The sequence below is a fragment of the Paenarthrobacter sp. NPDC018779 genome (genome assembly GCF_044391085.1).
Taxonomy (GTDB): domain Bacteria; phylum Actinomycetota; class Actinomycetes; order Actinomycetales; family Micrococcaceae; genus Arthrobacter.
Genome location: NZ_JBIRZS010000006.1, coordinates 1 through 18,990 on the forward strand (window position 1 = coordinate 1; position 18,990 = coordinate 18,990).

The 18,990-nt window shown below is 64.4% G+C and carries 16 protein-coding genes; 7 read left to right on the forward strand and 9 right to left on the reverse strand.

The features are described 5' to 3' along the window. Nucleotides 1-121 precede the first annotated feature (121 nt). Complete coding sequence (locus tag ACH488_RS08855) at nt 122-1,060, reverse strand: NAD(P)-dependent oxidoreductase (RefSeq protein ID WP_397323613.1); 939 nt, start codon at nt 1,058-1,060, stop codon at nt 122-124. 146 nt (nt 1,061-1,206) lie between these two features. Here ACH488_RS08855 and ACH488_RS08860 point away from each other — a divergent pair, with 146 nt between their 5' ends. Both ACH488_RS08860 and ACH488_RS08865 read left to right on the forward strand, forming a co-directional pair. Beyond that, entirely contained in the window at nt 1,207-4,194 is a 2,988-nt protein-coding gene (locus ACH488_RS08860; protein WP_397323615.1) for an exo-alpha-sialidase, read from the forward strand. A gap of 662 nt (nt 4,195-4,856) precedes the next feature. Beyond that, a complete protein-coding gene (locus ACH488_RS08865) occupies nt 4,857-8,012 on the forward strand; it encodes a S8 family serine peptidase (protein ID WP_397323617.1) in 3,156 nt (1,051 codons plus the stop codon). A 78-nt stretch (nt 8,013-8,090) separates the two neighbouring features. On the opposite strand, the gene ACH488_RS08870 is transcribed toward ACH488_RS08865, so the two are convergent. From ACH488_RS08870 to ACH488_RS08885, 4 genes are read right to left on the reverse strand one after another with little or no spacing between them, the layout of a single operon-like run. Next, nucleotides 8,091-8,480 carry a serine protease inhibitor gene (locus tag ACH488_RS08870; RefSeq protein WP_397323619.1) on the reverse strand — a complete coding sequence of 130 codons (390 nt, stop codon included), beginning with the start codon at nt 8,478-8,480 and terminating at the stop codon, nt 8,091-8,093. A 30-nt stretch (nt 8,481-8,510) separates the two neighbouring features. After that, complete coding sequence (locus ACH488_RS08875) at nt 8,511-9,470, reverse strand: 3-methyladenine DNA glycosylase (protein ID WP_397323621.1); 960 nt, start codon at nt 9,468-9,470, stop codon at nt 8,511-8,513. Beyond that, a complete protein-coding gene (locus ACH488_RS08880) occupies nt 9,427-10,017 on the reverse strand; it encodes a serine protease inhibitor (RefSeq protein WP_397323623.1) in 591 nt (196 codons plus the stop codon). Before ACH488_RS08880 ends, ACH488_RS08875 begins: the two co-directional genes overlap by 44 nt. Nucleotides 10,018-10,026: 9 nt before the next feature. After that, entirely contained in the window at nt 10,027-10,503 is a 477-nt protein-coding gene (locus ACH488_RS08885) for a MarR family winged helix-turn-helix transcriptional regulator (RefSeq protein WP_397323625.1), read from the reverse strand. A gap of 107 nt (nt 10,504-10,610) precedes the next feature. Here ACH488_RS08885 and ACH488_RS08890 point away from each other — a divergent pair, with 107 nt between their 5' ends. The 3 genes from ACH488_RS08890 to ACH488_RS08900 all read left to right on the forward strand — a co-directional run bounded on the left by ACH488_RS08890 (nt 10,611) and on the right by ACH488_RS08900 (nt 11,731). Further along, nucleotides 10,611-10,835, forward strand: a complete 225-nt coding sequence (locus ACH488_RS08890) for a hypothetical protein (protein ID WP_397323627.1) — start codon at nt 10,611-10,613, stop codon at nt 10,833-10,835. 111 nt (nt 10,836-10,946) lie between these two features. Beyond that, entirely contained in the window at nt 10,947-11,180 is a 234-nt protein-coding gene (locus ACH488_RS08895) for a hypothetical protein (RefSeq protein ID WP_397323629.1), read from the forward strand. A gap of 122 nt (nt 11,181-11,302) precedes the next feature. Beyond that, nucleotides 11,303-11,731 carry a lipopolysaccharide assembly LapA domain-containing protein gene (locus ACH488_RS08900; protein WP_397323631.1) on the forward strand — a complete coding sequence of 143 codons (429 nt, stop codon included), beginning with the start codon at nt 11,303-11,305 and terminating at the stop codon, nt 11,729-11,731. 103 nt (nt 11,732-11,834) lie between these two features. Here ACH488_RS08900 and ACH488_RS08905 read toward each other — a convergent pair whose 3' ends face one another. Together ACH488_RS08905 and ACH488_RS08910 are read right to left on the reverse strand one after the other, a co-directional pair. Continuing rightward, a complete protein-coding gene (locus tag ACH488_RS08905; RefSeq protein WP_211713967.1) occupies nt 11,835-12,134 on the reverse strand; it encodes a DUF4193 domain-containing protein in 300 nt (99 codons plus the stop codon). A 146-nt stretch (nt 12,135-12,280) separates the two neighbouring features. Next, nucleotides 12,281-14,776 (reverse strand): beta-glucosidase, encoded by a 2,496-nt coding sequence (locus ACH488_RS08910; RefSeq protein ID WP_397323633.1) that lies wholly within the window; start codon nt 14,774-14,776, stop codon nt 12,281-12,283. 102 nt (nt 14,777-14,878) lie between these two features. On the opposite strand from ACH488_RS08910, the gene ACH488_RS08915 reads away from it, so the two are divergent. Continuing rightward, the gene (locus tag ACH488_RS08915) at nt 14,879-15,472 is read left to right on the forward strand and encodes a TetR/AcrR family transcriptional regulator (RefSeq protein ID WP_397323635.1); all 594 of its coding nucleotides are present in this window, start codon (nt 14,879-14,881) and stop codon (nt 15,470-15,472) included. Nucleotides 15,473-15,701: 229 nt separating this feature from the next. Here the strand turns inward: ACH488_RS08915 and ACH488_RS08920 are convergent, their stop codons facing one another. Further along, the gene (locus ACH488_RS08920; protein WP_397323637.1) at nt 15,702-17,048 is read right to left on the reverse strand and encodes an aspartate kinase; all 1,347 of its coding nucleotides are present in this window, start codon (nt 17,046-17,048) and stop codon (nt 15,702-15,704) included. A gap of 193 nt (nt 17,049-17,241) precedes the next feature. Between ACH488_RS08920 and ACH488_RS08925 the strand changes: the two genes are divergently transcribed. After that, nucleotides 17,242-18,351: a hypothetical protein gene (locus ACH488_RS08925; protein WP_397323639.1), complete on the forward strand. Its 1,110-nt coding sequence runs from the start codon at nt 17,242-17,244 to the stop codon at nt 18,349-18,351. Nucleotides 18,352-18,357: 6 nt separating this feature from the next. Here the strand turns inward: ACH488_RS08925 and recR are convergent, their stop codons facing one another. After that, nucleotides 18,358-18,957, reverse strand: a complete 600-nt coding sequence (gene recR, locus ACH488_RS08930) for a recombination mediator RecR (protein WP_387434538.1) — start codon at nt 18,955-18,957, stop codon at nt 18,358-18,360. Nucleotides 18,958-18,990 lie beyond the last annotated feature (33 nt).

An 18,990-nucleotide genomic window follows, 5' to 3' on the forward strand; every position in this document is an offset into this window, starting at 1 on the left:
ACCGGTCAACAGGGCCTGGAAGTACTAACCTCCCGGAGCTTTTTCAATGAGGCAACGAATCAGTCTTCCCGGAGGTATTGCAATGAGGCAACAGGGGGGGTACCTGCATACCCCTTGTGACTTAGCCGGCTACCTGGTTGGTCAGTTCCCGGCCTTCCTGGAGGGCTGCCAGGTTGGACAGCACCAGCGCCGATGAGCCCTTGGGCCGGTTTCCTGCAACGTGCGGGGTAATGATCAGGTTGGGCGCCGACCATAGCTCCGAATCCGCGGGCAGGGGCTCAACTTTGGTGACGTCCAGCGCAGCCGCGCGCAGGCTGCCGCTGCGGAGGGCCGCCAGCAACGCGTCCTCGTCCACGGTGGCACCGCGCCCCACGTTGACGAACACGGCCGTCTCCGGAAGGGCCGCGAGCACCTCCGCGTTGAGGGAGCTCTCGGTTTCCTGAGTCGCCGGCAGGATGGAGACCAACACGTCCGTGGCCTTCAGCACCTCGGGAAGTTCGGAGGTGGCGACCACTGGGAACCCGTACCGCTCGCCGGTGGAATTCGCGACGCCGGTGACCTTGGCACCCAGCGCGGCCAGCAGGGGAGCGAGCCGGCCGGCGATGGAGCCGAACCCCCAAATGGTGACCTTGGCGCCGTCGAGCGTGTAGAGCTGTTCGGTATCCGGCGACGACTGGGCCACGTTGTAATCGCGGTTCCAGGTGGAAGCTTTTTGGGACTCGGCCAGCACGTCCAAGCGTCGGACCGCTGCCAGGACCAAGGCCAGGGCGTGTTCGGCCACGGGGCCGTCGTGGAGTGAGCGGCCCGAGGTGATGGCCACGTTCCCTGCGAAGCCTGCGGCGAGGACTGAGTCAGGGCCTGCGGCGAGTGTTTGGACGAGCTTGAGGTTTCCGAGCCGCTGCGCCGCGTCGCGCAGGTTGTCGGCGGTGTTCTGCCAGACAACCAGGACCTCGGCGTCCGTGTGTTCGTCAGGAATCGGCCGGTCGACCTGGTACGTGGCGACCGTTTCCCCTGATGCGCTCAGGTCCAGGGCGATGGTGTGGGGGACGAGGATTTTCACTGCGCAGCTCCATTACTGAGGGTTTGCCGGTATGTGCTCGACGTTAGTACCTGCATGCGGGCCGACGCATTCCACCGGTTCATCTCTGGCAATGTGACGATCAACACCCTATGGTTGTAGGACGTTCGACGTGGCACGTAACACCAATGGTCATGTTGGATCGATCCCGCCGTTTCGAAAGGACACTGGATTTGAGATCCCCCGCATTATCGTTCGCACGTTTATCCTCCGTAGGTGCCTTGGCCGTCACCCTGGTGGCTGGTTTGGGTCTGCCCGCACAGGCCGCATCCATTCCAGCCAACGACCCCACCCTCGCCCCGGGGAGCTTCAGCGAAACCAACCTCGCTGCCGACCGCACGGCGGCCAACTTCTTCTACCGCATCCCCGCCCTCACCTACCTGGCCAACAACGTGGTCCTCGCCGCGTGGGATGGGCGCCCGGGTTCGGCAGCGGACGCCCCCAACCCCAACTCGATCGTGCAGCGCCGCAGCACCGATGGCGGCAAGACCTGGGGTCCGGTGCAGGTCATTGCCGCCGGCCACGTGGCCGACTCAAGCGGCCCGAAGTACGGCTACAGCGACCCGTCGTACATCTACGACGCCGAAGCCAACAAAGTCTTCGCGTTCTTCGTCTACTCGAAGGACCAGGGCTTCGGCGGCAGCCAGTTCGGCAACGACGATGCTGACAGGAACGTCATCTCCTCCGCCGTCATCGAGTCCTCGGACGGTGGCGTTACGTGGAGCCAGCCGCGGCTCATCACCAACGTCACGAAGCCGGGCACCAGCAAGACCAGCCCGGTGGCCGGGGACGTCCGCTCCAACTTTGCTTCCTCAGGCGAAGGCATCCAGCTCAAGTACGGGCCGTACAAGGGCCGGCTCATCCAGCAATACGCGGGCGATGTGCGCCAGTCCGATGGGACCAACAAGATCCAGGCCTACAGCGTCTACTCCGACGATCACGGGGCAACCTGGAAGAAGGGCGCCAACGTTGGCGACCGGATGGACGAAAACAAGACTGTGGAGCTCTCCGACGGCCGAGTCCTGCTGAACTCCCGCGACAACGCCAACCAGGGCTACCGCAAGGTGGCCATCTCGACGGACGGCGGCGCCACGTACGGTCCCGTCACCCAGGACACTGAGCTGCCGGACCCCGCCAACAACGGCGCCATCTCGCGGATGTTCCCCAACGCCGCCCAGGGCTCGGCCGACGCGAAGAAGCTCATCTTCACCAACGCCAACTCCAAGACCGGCCGCGAGAACGTTTCCGCCCGGGTGTCCTGCGACGACGGTGCCACGTGGCCCGGCGTGCGCACCATCCGTTCAGGCTTCTCGGCCTACTCCACGGTGAGCCGCCTGGCGGATGGAAAATTCGGCGTGCTCTACGAGGGCAACTACACGGACAACATGCCGTTCGCCACGTTCGATGACGCGTGGTTGAACTACGCCTGCGCACCGCTCTCCGTTCCCGCGGTCACCACTGCCCCGAGCGCCACGCAGCAGGTTCCCGTGACTGTGACCAACCAGGAATCCACCACCCTGACGGGTGGCACTGCCACTGTTTACACGCCGTCGGGATGGTCTGCCACCACCGTTTCCGTGCCCGCTGTTGCTCCCGGAGCGTCCGTGACCGTGAACGTCGCCCTCACCGCCCCGGCCAACGCCAGTGGGCCGCAGAACCTGAACGCGGCCTTCACGGCGGCGGATGGCCGGGTTTCGCAGTACACCTTCACTGCCACGGTGCCCGTGGCACCGCAGGTGGGACTCGCCATCACGGGATCCGCCCCTTCCCGCGACGTCGTGGCCAGCCCCTACCAGGCCGGCGAGACCCTCGCCTACACGTTGACGGTCAAGAGCACCGCCAACGTCACCGCCAATGCGGTGCCCGTGTCCGGGACTTTCGACTCCGGCTTCCTGCCGCCGGCGGCCCCCAACTGCCGGTACAACAACCTCGCTGCAGGAGCCAGCTACACCTGCAACACGGCCAAGCACGTCATTACTGCCGCCGATATCGAGCGGGGCTACTTCGTTCCCGAAGCCAGCTTCACCGTTACCTCAAGCTCGACGCCGTCACTCACCAAGACTGTGCGGTTCACTGGCGCTGCGGTGGCCTTGCGCGACGGGCTGCTGGCGGCCGACATCAGCGGGGCGCGTGCCGACGTCGGGCGTGACCTCGCCACCCAGCCGTATGCGGCAGGCGACCTGGTCCCTTACACGTTCACCGTGAAGAACACGAGTGCGCTCGGGGAGAAGGTAGTGCCCATGGCCGGCAACTTCAGTCCGTTCCTGCCGGAGGGGGCGGGCAACTGCCGGTACTCGTCGTTGCCTGCGGGGCAGAGCTACCAGTGCGCTACTCCTCGCCACACCGTGACAGCGGCCGAGGCTGAGCAGGGCTTCTTTGTTCCTCTTACTTCGTGGGAGGTCAGCGCTGCCGGGCAGTCCACCAAGACCTACCAGATCAACGGTGGCGAAGTTGACCTGAAGGCCCGCGACGCTGCGCTTTCGGCGACCGTCGCAGCGGAATGGTCTGACGCGGACGGGGACCGCTTTGCCAGCGCAGGCGATCCCGTGACGTACACCTACACGGTGGGTAACGCCGGGAACGTGGCATTGACCGGGGTTGAAGCTCCCGCGGCCGGGATTTCGGTTGCTTCGCTGGCTGCCGGTGACAGCGTAACCGCCACGCACGAGCACGTGTTGACGGCTGCCGACGTGGCCGCTGGATCGCTTGCCGCGGTGTCCTTCGAGGCGACGGCACACAACGGCGCCAAGGACGTCGCTGCGACTGCGGAGGGCGACACCTTGGCCTTGAAGGTCCAGCCGGAGCAGCCGTCGGTGGAACCGCGACTGACCGTCCAGGACTTCGATGGCCAAACGCCGCCGTTCGATCTCGGTACGGAGTTCAAGTACCGCAACGGCCAGAAGGTGGTTTTGAAGGGCTTGGAATACGGGCAGTGGTACTACGTGTATCTCAATAAGAAGAGCTACCGCCTGGGCTGGATTTTCCCATCAACGGATAACACCGTGGAATTCATTCTTCCTTCGGACGTGAAGAATGGGCGGGACGATGTTGTGGTGCTGGACAAGGACGGTCAACAGGTCTCCTTTGATCGGCTGCAAGTGACGCCGAAGGGCTGAACCCGCTGTGAGGGGAGGCAGTCGGTGTCTGCACCGGCGGCCTCCCCTCACGCTGCCCGAGAACTGTCGCACGCTCACATAGACTCGGGGTAGCGGGCAGAAGCCTGCTGCATCGTTAAAGAACTAAAGATCCGATGGCAGTCGGATCTTTAGTTCAGAGCGATGCGCTCAATTGGTGCGGTATGAGGGCATACACCTCAATCCCTACGAATTGAGTGTATGTCCCTTGGCGATGGGGGTGCAAGCACTCCCCGCTGCCGCACCCTTTTCCCTGGAAGGGGGTGCCGCAATGACTCGACAGCGGAAACGCCGCGAGCCTTGGGGACGCCTGAACCTGCTGGTCAATCTCAGCCGCCTTGTGGTTGAACTTGTCCGCTGGCTCTGGCAGACACAGCCCTAGCGGGTTGAGGCAGCCGCAGACTACGGTCTGCGGCTGCCGTTCTTTGTTCGTCACATGGCCTGCTGCTCGGCGTGTGACAAGACAAATTTTCCGAAATGTGCTGTATGTCATAATTCCCAGTCGCTATGTACTCTGTGACTCGGTTGGTTGCGTTATTTTGACAGGACCTGTCAAAAAAGCAACCATCTCCAGTTGACAGGTCCGGGCGAAGGCGCCGGGTCCTCCCCAGTGAAAGGTGCAGTCACTCGTGAAATCACAAGGAATGAGCTTCGTCAGAAGCGGGGGGCTTCGGAAGGCAGCGGCCTTGGCCGTAGGCGTTCCGTTGCTGCTCTCTTCAGTGGCGTTGCCGGCCCAGGCCGCTCCATCAGCGGAGAACGCGCCAGGGAATGTTGCGTCGGTAGCCAAGAAGAACCTTGACCCCAACGCCTACAAGGACGGCCGCTACATGGTGGTCCTGGCAGAGAAGCCGGCAGCCACTTACGACGGCGGCACTGCGGGGCTTGCGCCAACCAAGCCGGAGGAGGGCAAGAAGCTTGACGCGGACAGCGCCCCGGTCAAGCAGTACCAATCGCACCTTCAGCAGAAACAAAAGGAAGTGGCGCAGCAGGAAAACGTCACCATCCAGCGTGAATTCACCACCGCTGTGAACGGCTTCAGCGCCAACCTCACCGCGGACCAGGCCATCAACCTGGCGAAGGACCCCAAAGTGCTGCTGGTCTCCCCGGACACGCAGAACGCCCCGGACTACTCCACCACCGATTTCCTGAAGCTCAGCGGAGCCAACGGCACGTGGAACACCCAGTACGGCGGCGTGGACAACGCCGGCAAGGGCACGGTTGTTGGCGTGATCGATACCGGCTACACCCCGTCCAACCCGTTCTTCGCTGGTGAACCCGTGGGCCCGCTGGTTGGCAACCCGCAGGTAGGCGTTCCCTACCGCACGGGTGACGGCAAGATCGCCATGCTGAAGGCCGACGGGGATACCTTCGTTGGCGAATGCCAGGCAGGAACAGGCACCGGCGCCGACTACGACGGAAGCGCCTGCAACTCCAAGGTCCTGAGCACCCACTACTTCGCGGACGCCTTCCTTGAAACCGTTCCGCCGGAAAATCGAGCCCCCGAAGAAGTCATCTCGCCCGTGGACGTCGACAGCCACGGCACCCACACCGCAAGCACCGCGGCGGGCAACGCCAACGTGGAAGCAACCGTGGACGGCCGCAGCTTCGGCACCACCAGCGGCATTGCACCGGCTGCGAAGCTCTCCATCTACAAGGTCTGCTGGGAAGACACGGATCCCGCTACCGGCGGCTGCTACGGATCGGCGTCCATCGACGCGATCGAGCAGGCCATCCTGGATGGCGTGGACGTGCTGAACTACTCCATCTCCGGTTCCACCACCTCAACCACGGACCCGGTTTCCCTGGCCTTCCTGTCCGCGGCTTCCGCAGGCATCTTCGTGGCAACCTCCGCCGGCAACTCCGGTCCCACCCCCAGCACCGTGAACCACGGAGCCCCGTGGCTGACCACAGTTGCCGCTACCTCGTTCTCCCAGGAACTGCAGGGAACCGTCGAATTCTCCGATGGCAGCAAGTTCCGCGGAGCGAGCATCATGAACAAAGAGGTGAGCGGGGCCGGCGTCGTGCTTTCCACCAACGCCGCAAGCGGCAACGGCAACGCGGCCCTCTGCGCTCCGGATTCACTTGATCCGGCCAAGGTGACCGGCAAGGTGGTTGTTTGCGACCGCGGCGTTGTGGACCGGACCGCCAAGAGCGCGGAAGTACAGCGCGCCGGTGGCGTAGGCATGATCCTGGTGAACCTGACCGACTCCTCGCTGGACACGGACAAGCATGTTATTCCCACTGTCCACGTGAACCCGCCGGCAACGCAGGCCATCAAGGACAAGGTCACGGCCAACCCGGCCATCACCGTTTCGCTGCGCAACCGCGACACCACCGGCCTGCCGCTCGAAGCCCAGCCGCAGATCGCCGGATTCTCCTCGCGCGGACCGCTGCTTGCCACCGACTCCGACCTCCTGAAGCCGGACGTTTCCGCACCCGGTGTTGCCATCCTCGCGGGTGTTTCACCGATCGGAACCGGCGGCGACAACTTCGGCTTCCTGTCCGGAACGTCCATGGCCTCCCCGCACGTGGCAGGCTTCGGCGCGCTGATCCTGTCCAAGAACCCCACCTGGTCGCCCGCCACGGTGAAGTCGGCCATGATGACCACGGCCGGCCAGGTGAAGCTGGCCAATGGCGCCCCGAACACGGACGTCTTCGCCACCGGCGCAGGGCAGGTTGATCCCGCCAAGGTGCTGTCCCCGGGCCTGGTGTACGACAACACCACCGAGGACTACCTCAAGTTCGTCCAGGGCACCGGCATGGACCTGGGCATTCCCGGCCTCGGCACCACGGCAGCCCGCGACGTCAACGTGCCATCGTTCGCGCTGGGCAACCTCGCAGGCAAGATCGAGGTCACCCGCACCGTCACCGCCCTGACGCCGGGCCTCTACCGGGCTTCGGTGAATGTGCCGGGTGTGGACGTCAAGGTCACCCCGTCCGTGCTCAACTTCAGCCGTGCCGGTGAGAAGCGGTCCTTCAAGGTGCAGTTCGAGAACAAGAATGCCGCACTGGGCAAGTTCGCCATGGGTTCGCTGAGCTGGCAGGGTGCCAACAAGACCGTCACCTCGCCGATCGCCGTCCGTCCCCAGTCCGTGATCGCGGACCGCGCGCTCGCCTTCACGGGAACGGGTCCCAACGGCTCCGGAACCATCAACATCACCTCCGGCACCAACCTGCCGGTGGGCGTCACCGTTGATGGGCTGTCCAAGGCCGACTCCTCGGCCATTGAACTGGTTCCGGGTCCTTTCGCCGGCGAAACCAACGCCTCGAACTTCGTGAAGAAGGTGACCGTGGGTTCGGGCAGTGCCCTTGCCAAGTTCTCGGTGATTTCCTCAGACCAGGCTGCTGACTTCGACATGCTGGTCCTCACGCCGTCCGGCCAGCAATTGCCGGCCGCTACGGCCTCGGCCAGCGAGTCGCTGTCGGTGCCGAACCCGGAGGCAGGAGACTACTACGTCTTCGCCAACCTCTACGCGAGCCCCAACAACCAGCCCACCAAGGCCTCCGTTGACGCCGCGGTCCTTGGGGCCAACGAAGGCAACGCCTCGGTGACGCCGAATCCCATCAAACTGGCCAACGGCAAGAAGGGCACCATCTCCCTGAACTGGAAGAACCTGGCGCCGGGATCGTACATCGGCAGGCTGACCTTTGCGGGAACCAGTGAGCCGAGCTTCGTCACGGTAGTGGTGAGCCCGGGCGGAACCGCTGTTGTTCCGGACAACGAGGATCCCAAGAAGGACAAGAAGAACCGCGGCAAGATCCGTGGTGATGAACAGACCCAGGAGAACAACGCCGGCTAACCCCGGACTCCTGCAACGCGGGGTCACTTACAGCCCATCTGGGCGCCCATAAAGGGCCGTAAGTGACCCCGCGTTGCTTTAGGTGGCGCCGGACGCGCCGCCCGTGTTGCCCAGTAGTGGGGCCATGGTTTTCCAGCGGGCGATCTCGCAACCGTCGGTCCGGCTGAAGGAACTGTTGACCGGCCGGCCACGGAATGAGCCCGTCACCAGCGCCGTCTGCGGGCCGCCGTACTGTTGCGTGCAGATCCGGTCCGGGCGGGGGACGGGAAAGAAGATTTCCTCGCCGAATTGCTCGACGGCGGCAAGCGCCGCGTGCGCGTCCGGAAGGTTCGAATCGAGCGAACCTTCGTCCGGTGACAGGACGCCGTCCACGGACCGTAACCGGAACTCCCGGGGTTCAGCACCAGGTGCCTCTGTCAGCGTGACTGTCAGGTCGACGTCGTACTCGGGTTTTTCGGTGGAGACCATGCTTACCTTTCGCTGGTGGCGGCGGGTGCTTCAGGCGGGCAATGCGTCCAGGAGCGGCCCAACAGCCTCAAGCACGCGGGCCCGCAGCATGTGGGATTCGGCCGCGAAAGCCCGCTGGTACTCAACGTACTCGGCCTTGCCCGCCGGTGTCTCGATCCTGATGGGCGGGTAGCCCCATTCCTCGAGGTCGTAGGGGGACGCCTGCATGTCCATGGCACGGATCCGCCATGACAATTCGAAGCAATCCATCACCAATTCGCTGGGCAGTGCGGGCGTCAGCTTGTAGGCCCACTTGTACAGGTCCATGTTGGCGTGCAGGCAGCCGGGCTGTTCCAGGGCGCGCTGGTTCTCCCTGGTAGGGGTGAGCTCGTTGAGCGGAACGGCGTCCGGCGTGTAGAACCGGAAAGCGTCGAAGTGCGTGCACCGGATGCGGTTCTGCTCCACCACAGTATCCGTGCCGGCGCCACCGAGCCGCAGCTGCAGGTACTCGTGCCGCAGTTCGAACTTTTCCTGCCGGTACACCATGGCCCACTCGTGCAGCCCGAAGCAGCCGAACTGGGCCGGGCGCATGGCCGTGCCCCGCAGGATGATTCCCGTGAAGCGGACTGCTTCGGCGCGCTGGGACGCAAAGCCGTCGCGGTCAAAGGCGACGGCGGGCGTTCCGGGAGCCAGCCCGGCGGTGGCGAGCTGGCCGTCGTCGAGCCGGTGGTAGAACTTCCAGTCGGCCCGTTCAAGGGCTCGCTCGCCCGTGAGGATCACGCCGTCGCCGGGATGCCAGCGCAGTAATTGGCCGGGCTTCTGGGTGTAATACGTGAAAAGGAAGTCCTCCACGGGGTGCTTCCGCCCGGCCGAACGCCGCGCCAGGTAGGGGTCAGCGTACTGTGACACCCGGGCATGATGGGCAGCCTCCAGCCCGAGCCATTGCTCCTGCGGGAGGTGCTGCGGGCTAGGCTGCTCCACCGCTGGCGCCAAGAAGGACGCTGGCCGCATCCCACAGTGCAATCTGGCAGCCGTCGGTCCGGCTGAACTTCCTGTTGACTTCCGTGCCGTCCACCGAGCCGCTCACCGTGGCTGTTTCCGGGCCGCCGAACTGCATGGTGCAGTTTTGGTCGGCGGGAACAGGTGCGGTCAGGAGGGTGGGGTAGTTCTTCAACGCCTCGCAGGCTGCTGCCGCGGTGGGGTGCTTGCTCTCTGCCGCCGGTACGCCGCCGGAGCACACCAAGGTGTAATTCTGCGGTCCGGCCTCGGGGGACGCCAGGAAGGTGATGGAAAGTTCGGCGTTGCCTTGGCCGGCGGTGCTTCCTGGCAGGGTGGGAGCGGGATCGCTGGGACCGACGCTCGTGGGTACCTGTGTGGGGGTGCCGCTGGAGGTAGCGGACGACGACGGTGCTTGCGTGGCGCTGGTAGTGGCACTTGATGTTGGGGAGCTGGTGCTGTTGTCCGGGGCGGGCGTGCCCGTGCAGGCCGCCAGTCCGGCTATGGCGAGGACTGCCAGTGCGGGAATGGCCAGTGCGGGCCGGGCGAATCGCAAGCGCATGATGCCATTTTACGCTGACGGGTTGGCTGGGTCCTGCTGGGTTGCCCTGATGAGTCCGGTCATGGCCTGGTGAAGCTCGGCCACTTCCTCGCGGCTGAGGTTCAGGCGCTCGCGGATGGTGCCGGGCACGGCCGTTGCCTGTGCCCGCAGCGCGGCGCCCTTCTCCGTGAGCTTGATGGCCAGGGCGCGTTCGTTGCCGGGAACACGCTCACGGGTGACCAATTCGGCTTCCTCCAGCCTGCGGAGAAGAGGGGAGAGCGTGGCGGGCTCGTGCAGGAGGGCGTCGCTGATGTCCTTGAGGGTACGCGGACTCCGCTCCCAGAGGGCCAGCATCACAAGGTATTGCGGGTGGGTCAGCCCCATCCGCTCCAGGACTGGCTTGTAGATGCCCACCACGCTGCGTGATGCCACCGTGAGGGCGAAGCAGAGTTGGCGTTCCAGGAGGAGGTCGTCGGCGTCCTCGGTCGTGTGGGTGACTGCTGTCATGGCTTCCCTCCCAGGGCCGGATCCGATGATTAGTTAGTGTACTAATTATTAGCGTACTATGAAGGTGTTGATCGGTCGAAATGTCTAGCTGAAGGAGTCGATCGCCAGTGGCCCAGGAAACCTTCGCCCGGAAGTTCATGCGCGCAACGGGCAAGCTGCGGGTAATCTTCGGTCCGGCGCACAGCAGCTCTCTCGACCACGAAATGACCGAGGAGAACCGGCGCCTCCTGGCTCAGCGGCAAGCCGAGACGCAGCAGTGGGAAACCATCCGACGGCCGGACGGCAGCACGTACGTGGTGCCCCGGAATCCCGAGGACAAGTCGCTGCGCTAGGCGTTGCCTTTGCGGGGCCTTTTCCTGCCTCCGGGCGTAAAATTGGCTCACTGGTACGGCGCTCACCGGACCTGCCGTTTTTCATTTTCCTGTGGAGGGGAGGTGGAAGAAATGGGACGTAAGTTGGAAGGCTTCCAGCACGTGACCGAGAGGCTGCAGTTCGTTTTCGGCCCCGCAACGCGTGGGGACGCGGACTCTCCTGTAGTGCACAAGCACGATGATTTTGAGACCGCCTCGGAGGAAGACCTCAAGCACTTCGATGTCGAAACGGATTCCGAAGGGCACCACTACGCAGTCCGGAACGATGACCCCGGGCCCACCAGCACGGATTACAGCATGAAATGAAATGACGCAGAGGGGCCGATCTACATGGACCGGTCCCTCTTCTGCGCACTCCTTCCGCCCGTCAATCAGCATGCTTATTATTAGATGGCAGGGTGAATGACGTGTGGGACAGGGGGTCAAGCATGAGTTTCCAGGACGACGCCGCGAGGATTCCGGCGACTACGGGATCAAACCCAAACGCCGGATTGCCGCCAGGGGGAGCCGGAACGCCGGTTCAGCCGGCGCGCCCGCGCAGCGTGGATCCAAGCAGCGTGGATCCGACGGGGGCCGCGCAGCCAACAGTGCCTCCCGGGAGCAGCCGACCCACGCGCACTGCCGCTGTGTGGGTGGCAGTGGCCGTTGGACTTGTGGTCCTGGTGCTGCTGATCGTCTTCTTCGTCCAGAACCAGGACATGGTCACTGTGAGGTTCTTCGGGCTCGAGGGGTCGCTGGCGCTGGGAACCACGCTGTTCATCGCCGCCGTGGGTGGCGGAGTCTTGGTGGCCCTGGCAGGTGGTGCCCGCATTCTGCAGTTGCGGATCACCAATCACCGCCGCAGGCGGGCTGGCTAGTTAACTGCGGAAGGACCGGAGCAGGTGCTCCGGTCCTTCCGCAGTTAAATCCCGACGGCGGCACTCCCTGACGACGATCAGACCGCCCGGGTGGTGGGTCGTCTTAGCCTTCGCAGTCAGTGCAGTAGGCGACGCCATCCTTTTCGCGGGCGATCTGCGAACGGTGGCGGACCAGGAAGCACGAGTTACAGGTGAACTCGTCGCTTGCCTGCGGGATGACCTGGATGACGAGTTCCTCGGCGACGATTTCGCCGCCAGGGCCGTTGGCGTCAAGGCCATCGGTCTCGTCGAGTTCCAGCACAACGCTCTTGGCTGTAGGGGCGCTGGCGGACTGGAGCGCCTGGAGGGACTGCTCCTGGTTTTCTTTGACGTCTGTGCGGAGTTCGTCGTAATCGGCTGCCACTTGTTTTCTTGCCTCTTCAGATAGGGGAGTTACGGCTATGCAACGTACAGCATGCCATGAAAATTCCATACCATACCGTAAAGAAGCTACATGTGGGGAAAACCACGGTAATGAAGGTCCCCAAAGTGGCAGCCGTCACGACTGATTCAGCGGATTTCGATCTCCAACTCCTGGAACGTGTCAGCAGAGTGGCGGCCCACCAGCAGGGTGAACGTGCCCGGCTCAAGCTGCCAGCCGCCGTCGTAATGGCCGAAAGCCTTGGCGGGAATCCGCACCTCGACGCTGTCCGTACCGGAAGGCGCGAGGTGCGTTCCGGCGTAGCCGGCCAGCCAACGGACGGGGCGTTCCACGGAGGAATCCTTGCGTGCCAGGTACGCCTGGACCACTTCGCGGCCGGTGCGGGTGCCCGTGTTCTTCACCGGGACGTGCACCACCACATCCTTGCCTGCGGGGACGCACTGCGGAGCGGAGGCCTTGCCGAGTTCGATGGTGGTGTAGCCCAAGCCAAAACCGAACGGCAACGCCGGAGCGGCGCCACCCTCTGCCTGCTGCTTGAGCCAGGCGCGGTAGCCTACGTGGATGCCTTCGGAGTAGACCACCTTTCCGTCCACTGGGGTGGTGTTCAGGACGGGAACGTCTTCCAGCGCGGCGGGCCAGGTGGTGGGGAGGCGGCCGCCTGGCTCCTCGTTGCCCAACAGGATGTCCGCGATCGCGTGGCCGAATTCTTGGCCGCCAAACCAGCCCAGGAGCACGGCGCTTACATCGTCCAGCCACGGCATGAGGACCGGTGAACCCGAGTTCACCACCACTACGGTGCGCGGGTTGGCGGCGGCAATGGCTGCCACGAGCTCATTCTGGTGTCCGGGGAGGTCGAGGTTCTTCCGGTCGAAGCCCTCGGATTCGATGGCAGCGTTGGTGCCGACCACCACCACGGCCACGTCCGCGGCCCGAGCTGCCTCGACGGCGGCATCGATCTCGGCCTGCGGGTCCTCCACCACGGTTTCCTCACCCAGGAGGATGGCTGTGAACGGGATGACCTGCTGCTTTGGCAACTGGTACTCGGCCTCGATCCGGACCACCTCGCCGGCAACGGCCTCGATGGCGTGGACCGTCTTGGGCGGATCAAACAGGGCAGCGCCAAGGACGTCGGTATCGTCCTCGAGCTCACTGTTGAACACTTCCTCGCCGTTCAAGGCAAAGCTGATCTGGCCTACGGTTCCAATTCCGAGATGGTGGATGCCGGCAGTCGGGGCCGTCCAGTCGGTCTCCATGTGGATGGATGCTGCACCTTCGGGGATGCCAATGCCGAACCAGATGAGGTGCGTGGCCAGCCGGTCCTCGCCCGAGATCACCGCGCCGTCCGTGTCCAGGAAGGTGACCCGGATGCCCGGCACATTGGAAACCGGATTGTGGATTGCCGTGCGAGGGAAGGCCTGGAGGCCCTCGGCCACCTTGGCGCCACGCGCGTAGGTGACCTGGACGCCGTCGGGCAGTCCTTTCCTGAGCCCTTCCAATGGCGAGACGGTGTGCTTCGGCATGACCGTGGCGCTGCCGCCGCCCTGGGTGCGGGCCTCATCGGCGTTGTGGCCAATGACGGCAACGCTCTTGAGCTGCGTGGCGTCGAGCGGGAGGACGCCGTTATTGCGGACCAGCACTGCGCCGCGCGTAGCTACTTCACGTGCGACGGCGGCTCCGTTCAGTTCGGCGGGCGGCGCGGTGACAGCGGGTGTGAAGCCTTCGAGGGAGCCCACCCGTGCCGCCAGGCGCAGGATGCGGGTGACCTTCTCCAAGATGGCTTCCCGGCTCACCTTTCCTTCGTTGATGGCGGCCAGGAGCTTGGGACCCCAATGGCCTACCGGTCCGGGCATTTCCAGGTCCTGGTGGGCGTTCGCGGCCTCAACCGAGCGGACGCCGGTCCAGTCTGAGACCACCACGCCGTCGAATCCCCATTCCGTGGAGAGCGGGGTCTCCAGCAGCTTGTTCTCACTGGCGGTGGTTCCGTTGATGGAGTTGTAGGAACTCATCACCAGCCACGAACGGGCCTCGGTGATGGCGTCCTCGAAGGCCGCGAGGTACAGCTCGCGCAGGGGACGCTCGTCCACCACGGAATCGGCCGTGAAGCGGTCTGTCTCGGCCTCGTTGGCAATGTAGTGCTTAGGCGTGGCGCCCACGCCCATGGACTGCACGCCCTCCACATAGCCGGCGGCGATGGTGGCCGTAAGCCGGGGGTCCTCGCTCATGCATTCAAAGTGGCGTCCGCCCAGCGGGGAGCGGTGCAGGTTGATGGTGGGGCCCAGGACGGCATGCACACCCTTGCGGCGGGCTTCCTGGCCCAGGACCTGGCCGTAACGGCGGGCGGTTTCGACGCTCCACGTGGCGGACAATGCCGAGGATGAGGGCAGGGAAATGGAATCGTGGCGCTCGTCGAAGTCCTCGCCGCGGACACCTGCGGGGCCATCGGACATCACGATGCGGCTCATGCCGATCTCCGGGATGGCATGCGTGGACCAGACATCGGCGCCGGTCAGCAACTGGACCTGCTGCTCAAGGGACAGGCTCTGCGCCAATTCGCGGATTCGTGCCTCGGCATCGGGTGAACCGGCGGTCGGGGTGGTCACCACGGGGGAGAGGGCGGGGTTCATGGCGTGACTCCTTTGTGCTTCGTGGACCTCTGCTTTCACTGTACCCATCAAAACCGAGTCTGACTAGATTTTTATGGTGTGACGGTGAAATACACTGAACCAATGTCAACTTCGAAGGCGCGCGGCCAGTACGCAAAAGGTGCGGAGCGTCGGGAACAGATCATCCAGACAGCCACCGATGTTTTCGCCACCGAAGGGTTCGAAGGGACCGCGCTCAAACGCGTCGCAGAGTTGGTCGGAGTCCGGGAAGCCACGCTGTTCCACTACTTCAAGGGCAAGCAGGAACTGCTCACCGCAGTCCTGGCAGAGAGGGACCGCCGCTCCGTTGCTGTGGGCGAAGAGTCCGAGGTGGGGGTCCGTCTCATGGCACCCATCGCTGAGCGGAACCGTCGGGAGCCCGGGCTCACCACGCTCTACGCCGTCGCGTCCGCAACCGCCAACGATCCCGGGCACGACTCCCACGGCTACTTCAAGGAGCGCTACCAGAACGTGGTTCGCGAGGTCAGCGAGGACATTGCCCGTCGCCAGCAGGACGGCGAGGTCAGGGGGGACGTGGACTCCCTGACGCTTGCCCGGCTGGTCATCGCCGCTTTCGACGGGCTCCAGCTGCAGTGGCTCTACGACAAGGACGTGGACATGGCGGAAGGGCTCAGGAAGCTGGTGGACGTGCTGCTGGCCCCTGACGGGCCCGCCTAGTGCTCCTCCCGGCCGTGCCGCCACCACCGACTTTGAACGCGCACAAACCAGGAGATGCCTGAAAACGCGGCGTGTCCCGCGGGGCCGGTCCCAAAGTGGGTCGTGGCGGTACGCCCGCCTGGGGTGACAACCCTGCTACAAACGCCGAAGGACCGGAGCGCGTGCTCCGGTCCTTCGAACGCACGACGGCGGCAGTCGCCGTCGTGCGTTTGCGTTGCTTTCGCTGGGGTCAGCGGCCGGTGCCGCCGTAGACGGTAGCTTCCGCTTCGCCGTCGAGCTCAAAGGCGTTGTGGATGGCGATGACGGCCGCGTCCAGCTTGTCGGCGCTGGTGACCACGGAGATGCGGATTTCCGAGGTGGAGATCATGTCGATGTTGATCCCGGCGTCGGACAGGGCCTTGAAGAAGGTGGCCGAAACGCCCGGGTGCGAACGCATGCCGGCACCGATCAGGGAGAGCTTGCCGACGTTCTCGTTGTACTCGATGCTTTCGAAGCCGATCTGGCCCTCGGCAGCGCGCAGGGCGGTCAGGGCGTCTGCGCCTTCGACGATCGGCAGGGTGAACGAAATGTCCGTGCGGCCCGTGCCGTGCGTGGAGACGTTCTGGACGATCATGTCGATGTTCGAGTGGGCATCGGCAATGACCTGGAAGATGGCTGCGGCCTTGCCGGGGATGTCCGGAACGCCGACTACGGTGACCTTGGCTTCGGACCGGTCGTGCGCAACGCCGGAGATGATTGGCTGCTCCAAGGCAACTCCCTCTTGAATGTTGAACTTTTCATCGGCGCCCGGGATGACCCAGGTGCCTTCGTGGTGGCTGAATGAGGAACGGACGTGCAGCGGCACACCAAAGCGGCGTGCGTACTCGACGCAACGAAGGTGCAGGATCTTGGCACCGGATGCGGCAAGTTCAAGCATTTCCTCGCTGGAGATGCGGTCGATCTTCTGCGCCGAGGAGACAACGCGGGGATCGGCAGTGTAGATGCCGTCAACGTCCGTGTAGATCTCGCACACATCGGCCTCAAGGGCAGCCGCCAAAGCGACGGCCGTGGTGTCCGAGCCGCCGCGACCCAGCGTGGTGATCTCATTGGTGCTGCGGCTCATGCCCTGGAAACCGGCCACGATCGCGATGTGTCCCTTGTCCAGGGCAGTGCGGATGCGGTGCGGGTCCACGTCGATGATCCGGGCCTTGCCATGGATACCATCGGTGATCATGCCGGCCTGCGAGCCCGTGAAGGACTGGGCAGAGGCACCGAACTTGTTGATGGCCATGGCAAGCAGGGCCATGGAAATACGCTCACCGGCGGACAACAGCATGTCCATCTCGCGGGCGGGCGCGGAATCCGTGACCTGTGCTGCGAGGTCAAGGAGTTCGTCGGTGGTGTCGCCCATGGCGGAAACAACAACCACAACCTCGTTACCGGCCTTCTGCGCGTCCACGACGCGCTGGGCCACGCGCTTGATGCCATCAGCGTCGGCGACCGAGGAACCGCCGAACTTCTGAACGATCAGCTGCTTGGTAATGGCAGCCCCGTCAGGGAGCTCTTCGATTTTCACTTCGGTAGTGGGCATAGTCATGCGCGCACCCTCACTGCATCAATAGGGTTCGAACGCGGCACGCACCAATTTGGGCACGCCCGCGTAGCTTATTTGGAAAGTTTATCGCCGCGGACTGTCCGCACAGGAATTGTGACCAAATGGCGGTTACGCTGGGCGTTTCGGCTCGACCGTGCCGGGCGTACCATCCAATTTATGACGCTAGCGAGCACCCGTGGGCAAGGTTCCTGAGGAGCCGGTGGCCCGCCCCGGGCAGGATTCCACGCGGGGCAGTGAATCCGATTATGAACTGATCGGTGGCAGCGGCGTGATCGATGACCGTTTCCCGCACCGCGAAGACCTGGTCGATGCCGAGCCGAGCCCTCCCAAGCCTGGCCCCATGGACGTGATGGTTGACGCCGCATGGACTGCGTGGGGTGAAGCGCGGGCATCATTCGGGTCTGTGTGGTTTTGGCTGGCCTGCGGACTCGGAATCCTGGCCTCATGGGGTCTCGCAGCGGGCCTCATCGCGTTGGGGGAGTCCAATGCCTGGTTCTCGACGCCGGTCGCCGCGGCTGTGTATCTGGTCATGGGTGCGTGGCTGGCCATTGCCGCAGCCATCCTGGGCGCCGTGTGGGGCTTTCGACGAGCAGCGTCACGGTTCCTCATCGCACTCATGGTGGGACTCCTGCGCGGTGCTGCGTTCGCCGTGCCGGCCGGGATCGTCCTCGCCCTGGTGGGGGCCAGCAGTCGTGGGCCGATCGCGTTGGCGGGTGCCGCCGTCGTGATTGCCGCCGTGGAAGTGACGCTGTTCGGGCTCATGGGTGCGGGCCTCAGGGCATTGTTCGCACGCGTGGCTCCCGGGGCCATCCTGCTGGGACTGCTGCTGGTGTTCTTTGGCGCAGGCAATTTTGTGCTCACCGTCCTGCTGATCCCGTCCACCATGTCAGTGGAGCAAGCTTCTATTCCGGTGAACGTGGAACGCGACGATACCGGCCGAATCACTGCCTACGAGTGCGTGGGACAGTTGCACTCCGTGGAGGTTGCGCACACGGACCGGGTGGCGTGGATCGCGGCCAGCAACCCGGCTATGGTTTTCGGCAGCGTGGCGGCCGGATCAATGACGCAGGACAACGAACTCGCCTGGGTACTCTCTGGCCTGCAGTGGGCAGCCGACGGACCCCAGCGTGACGTGCCGTGCCTCGGCGGCGAATCCAGCGACGGACTGCCGCCCACCTTGCCCGTTGCGCTCACGGGACTGGCGCTCCAAAGCGCGGTGGTTGCGTCAGTGTATGTGCCAGGACGGTTGGCGCGGACCAGGCGTTCGCCGTCGGCGGGGGTTTGAGTCCGCCTACGCCAAAGCGTTGCGGCGACCCTCGAACGCGCGGCCGAGCGTTACCTCATCGGCGTACTCAAGGTCACCGCCCACAGGCAAACCGGACGCAAGCCGGGTCACGGCGATCCCGATCGTCTTCAACATGCGGGCCAAGTACGTTGCCGTGGCCTCGCCTTCAAGGTTGGGGTCCGTGGCAATGATGATCTCCTGGATGGCGCCATCATTGAGGCGGGTCAGGAGTTCGCGGATCCTCAACTGTTCAGGGCCCACGCCCGCGATCGGATTGATGGCGCCGCCAAGCACGTGGTACCGGCCGCGGAAAGTGCGGGTACGCTCCACGGCCAGCACATCCTTGGACTCTTCCACCACGCAGATCACCGAGGGATCCCGGCGCGGATCGCGGCAGATGTTGCACGTCTCCTGCTCGGTGACGTTGAAGCAGACCGAGCAGAACTTCACGCGCTCCTTGACCGTGGTGATGGCAGCCACCAGCCGCTTCATGTCCTCGGGGTCGGCCTCAAGGATGTGGAACGCCAGGCGCTGCGCCGACTTGGGGCCCACGCCGGGAAGCCGGCCGAGCTCGTCAATCAGCTCTTGAACTGCACCTTCGTACACAATTTCCTCGTTCGTTTAGTTGCTTGTGGGCTG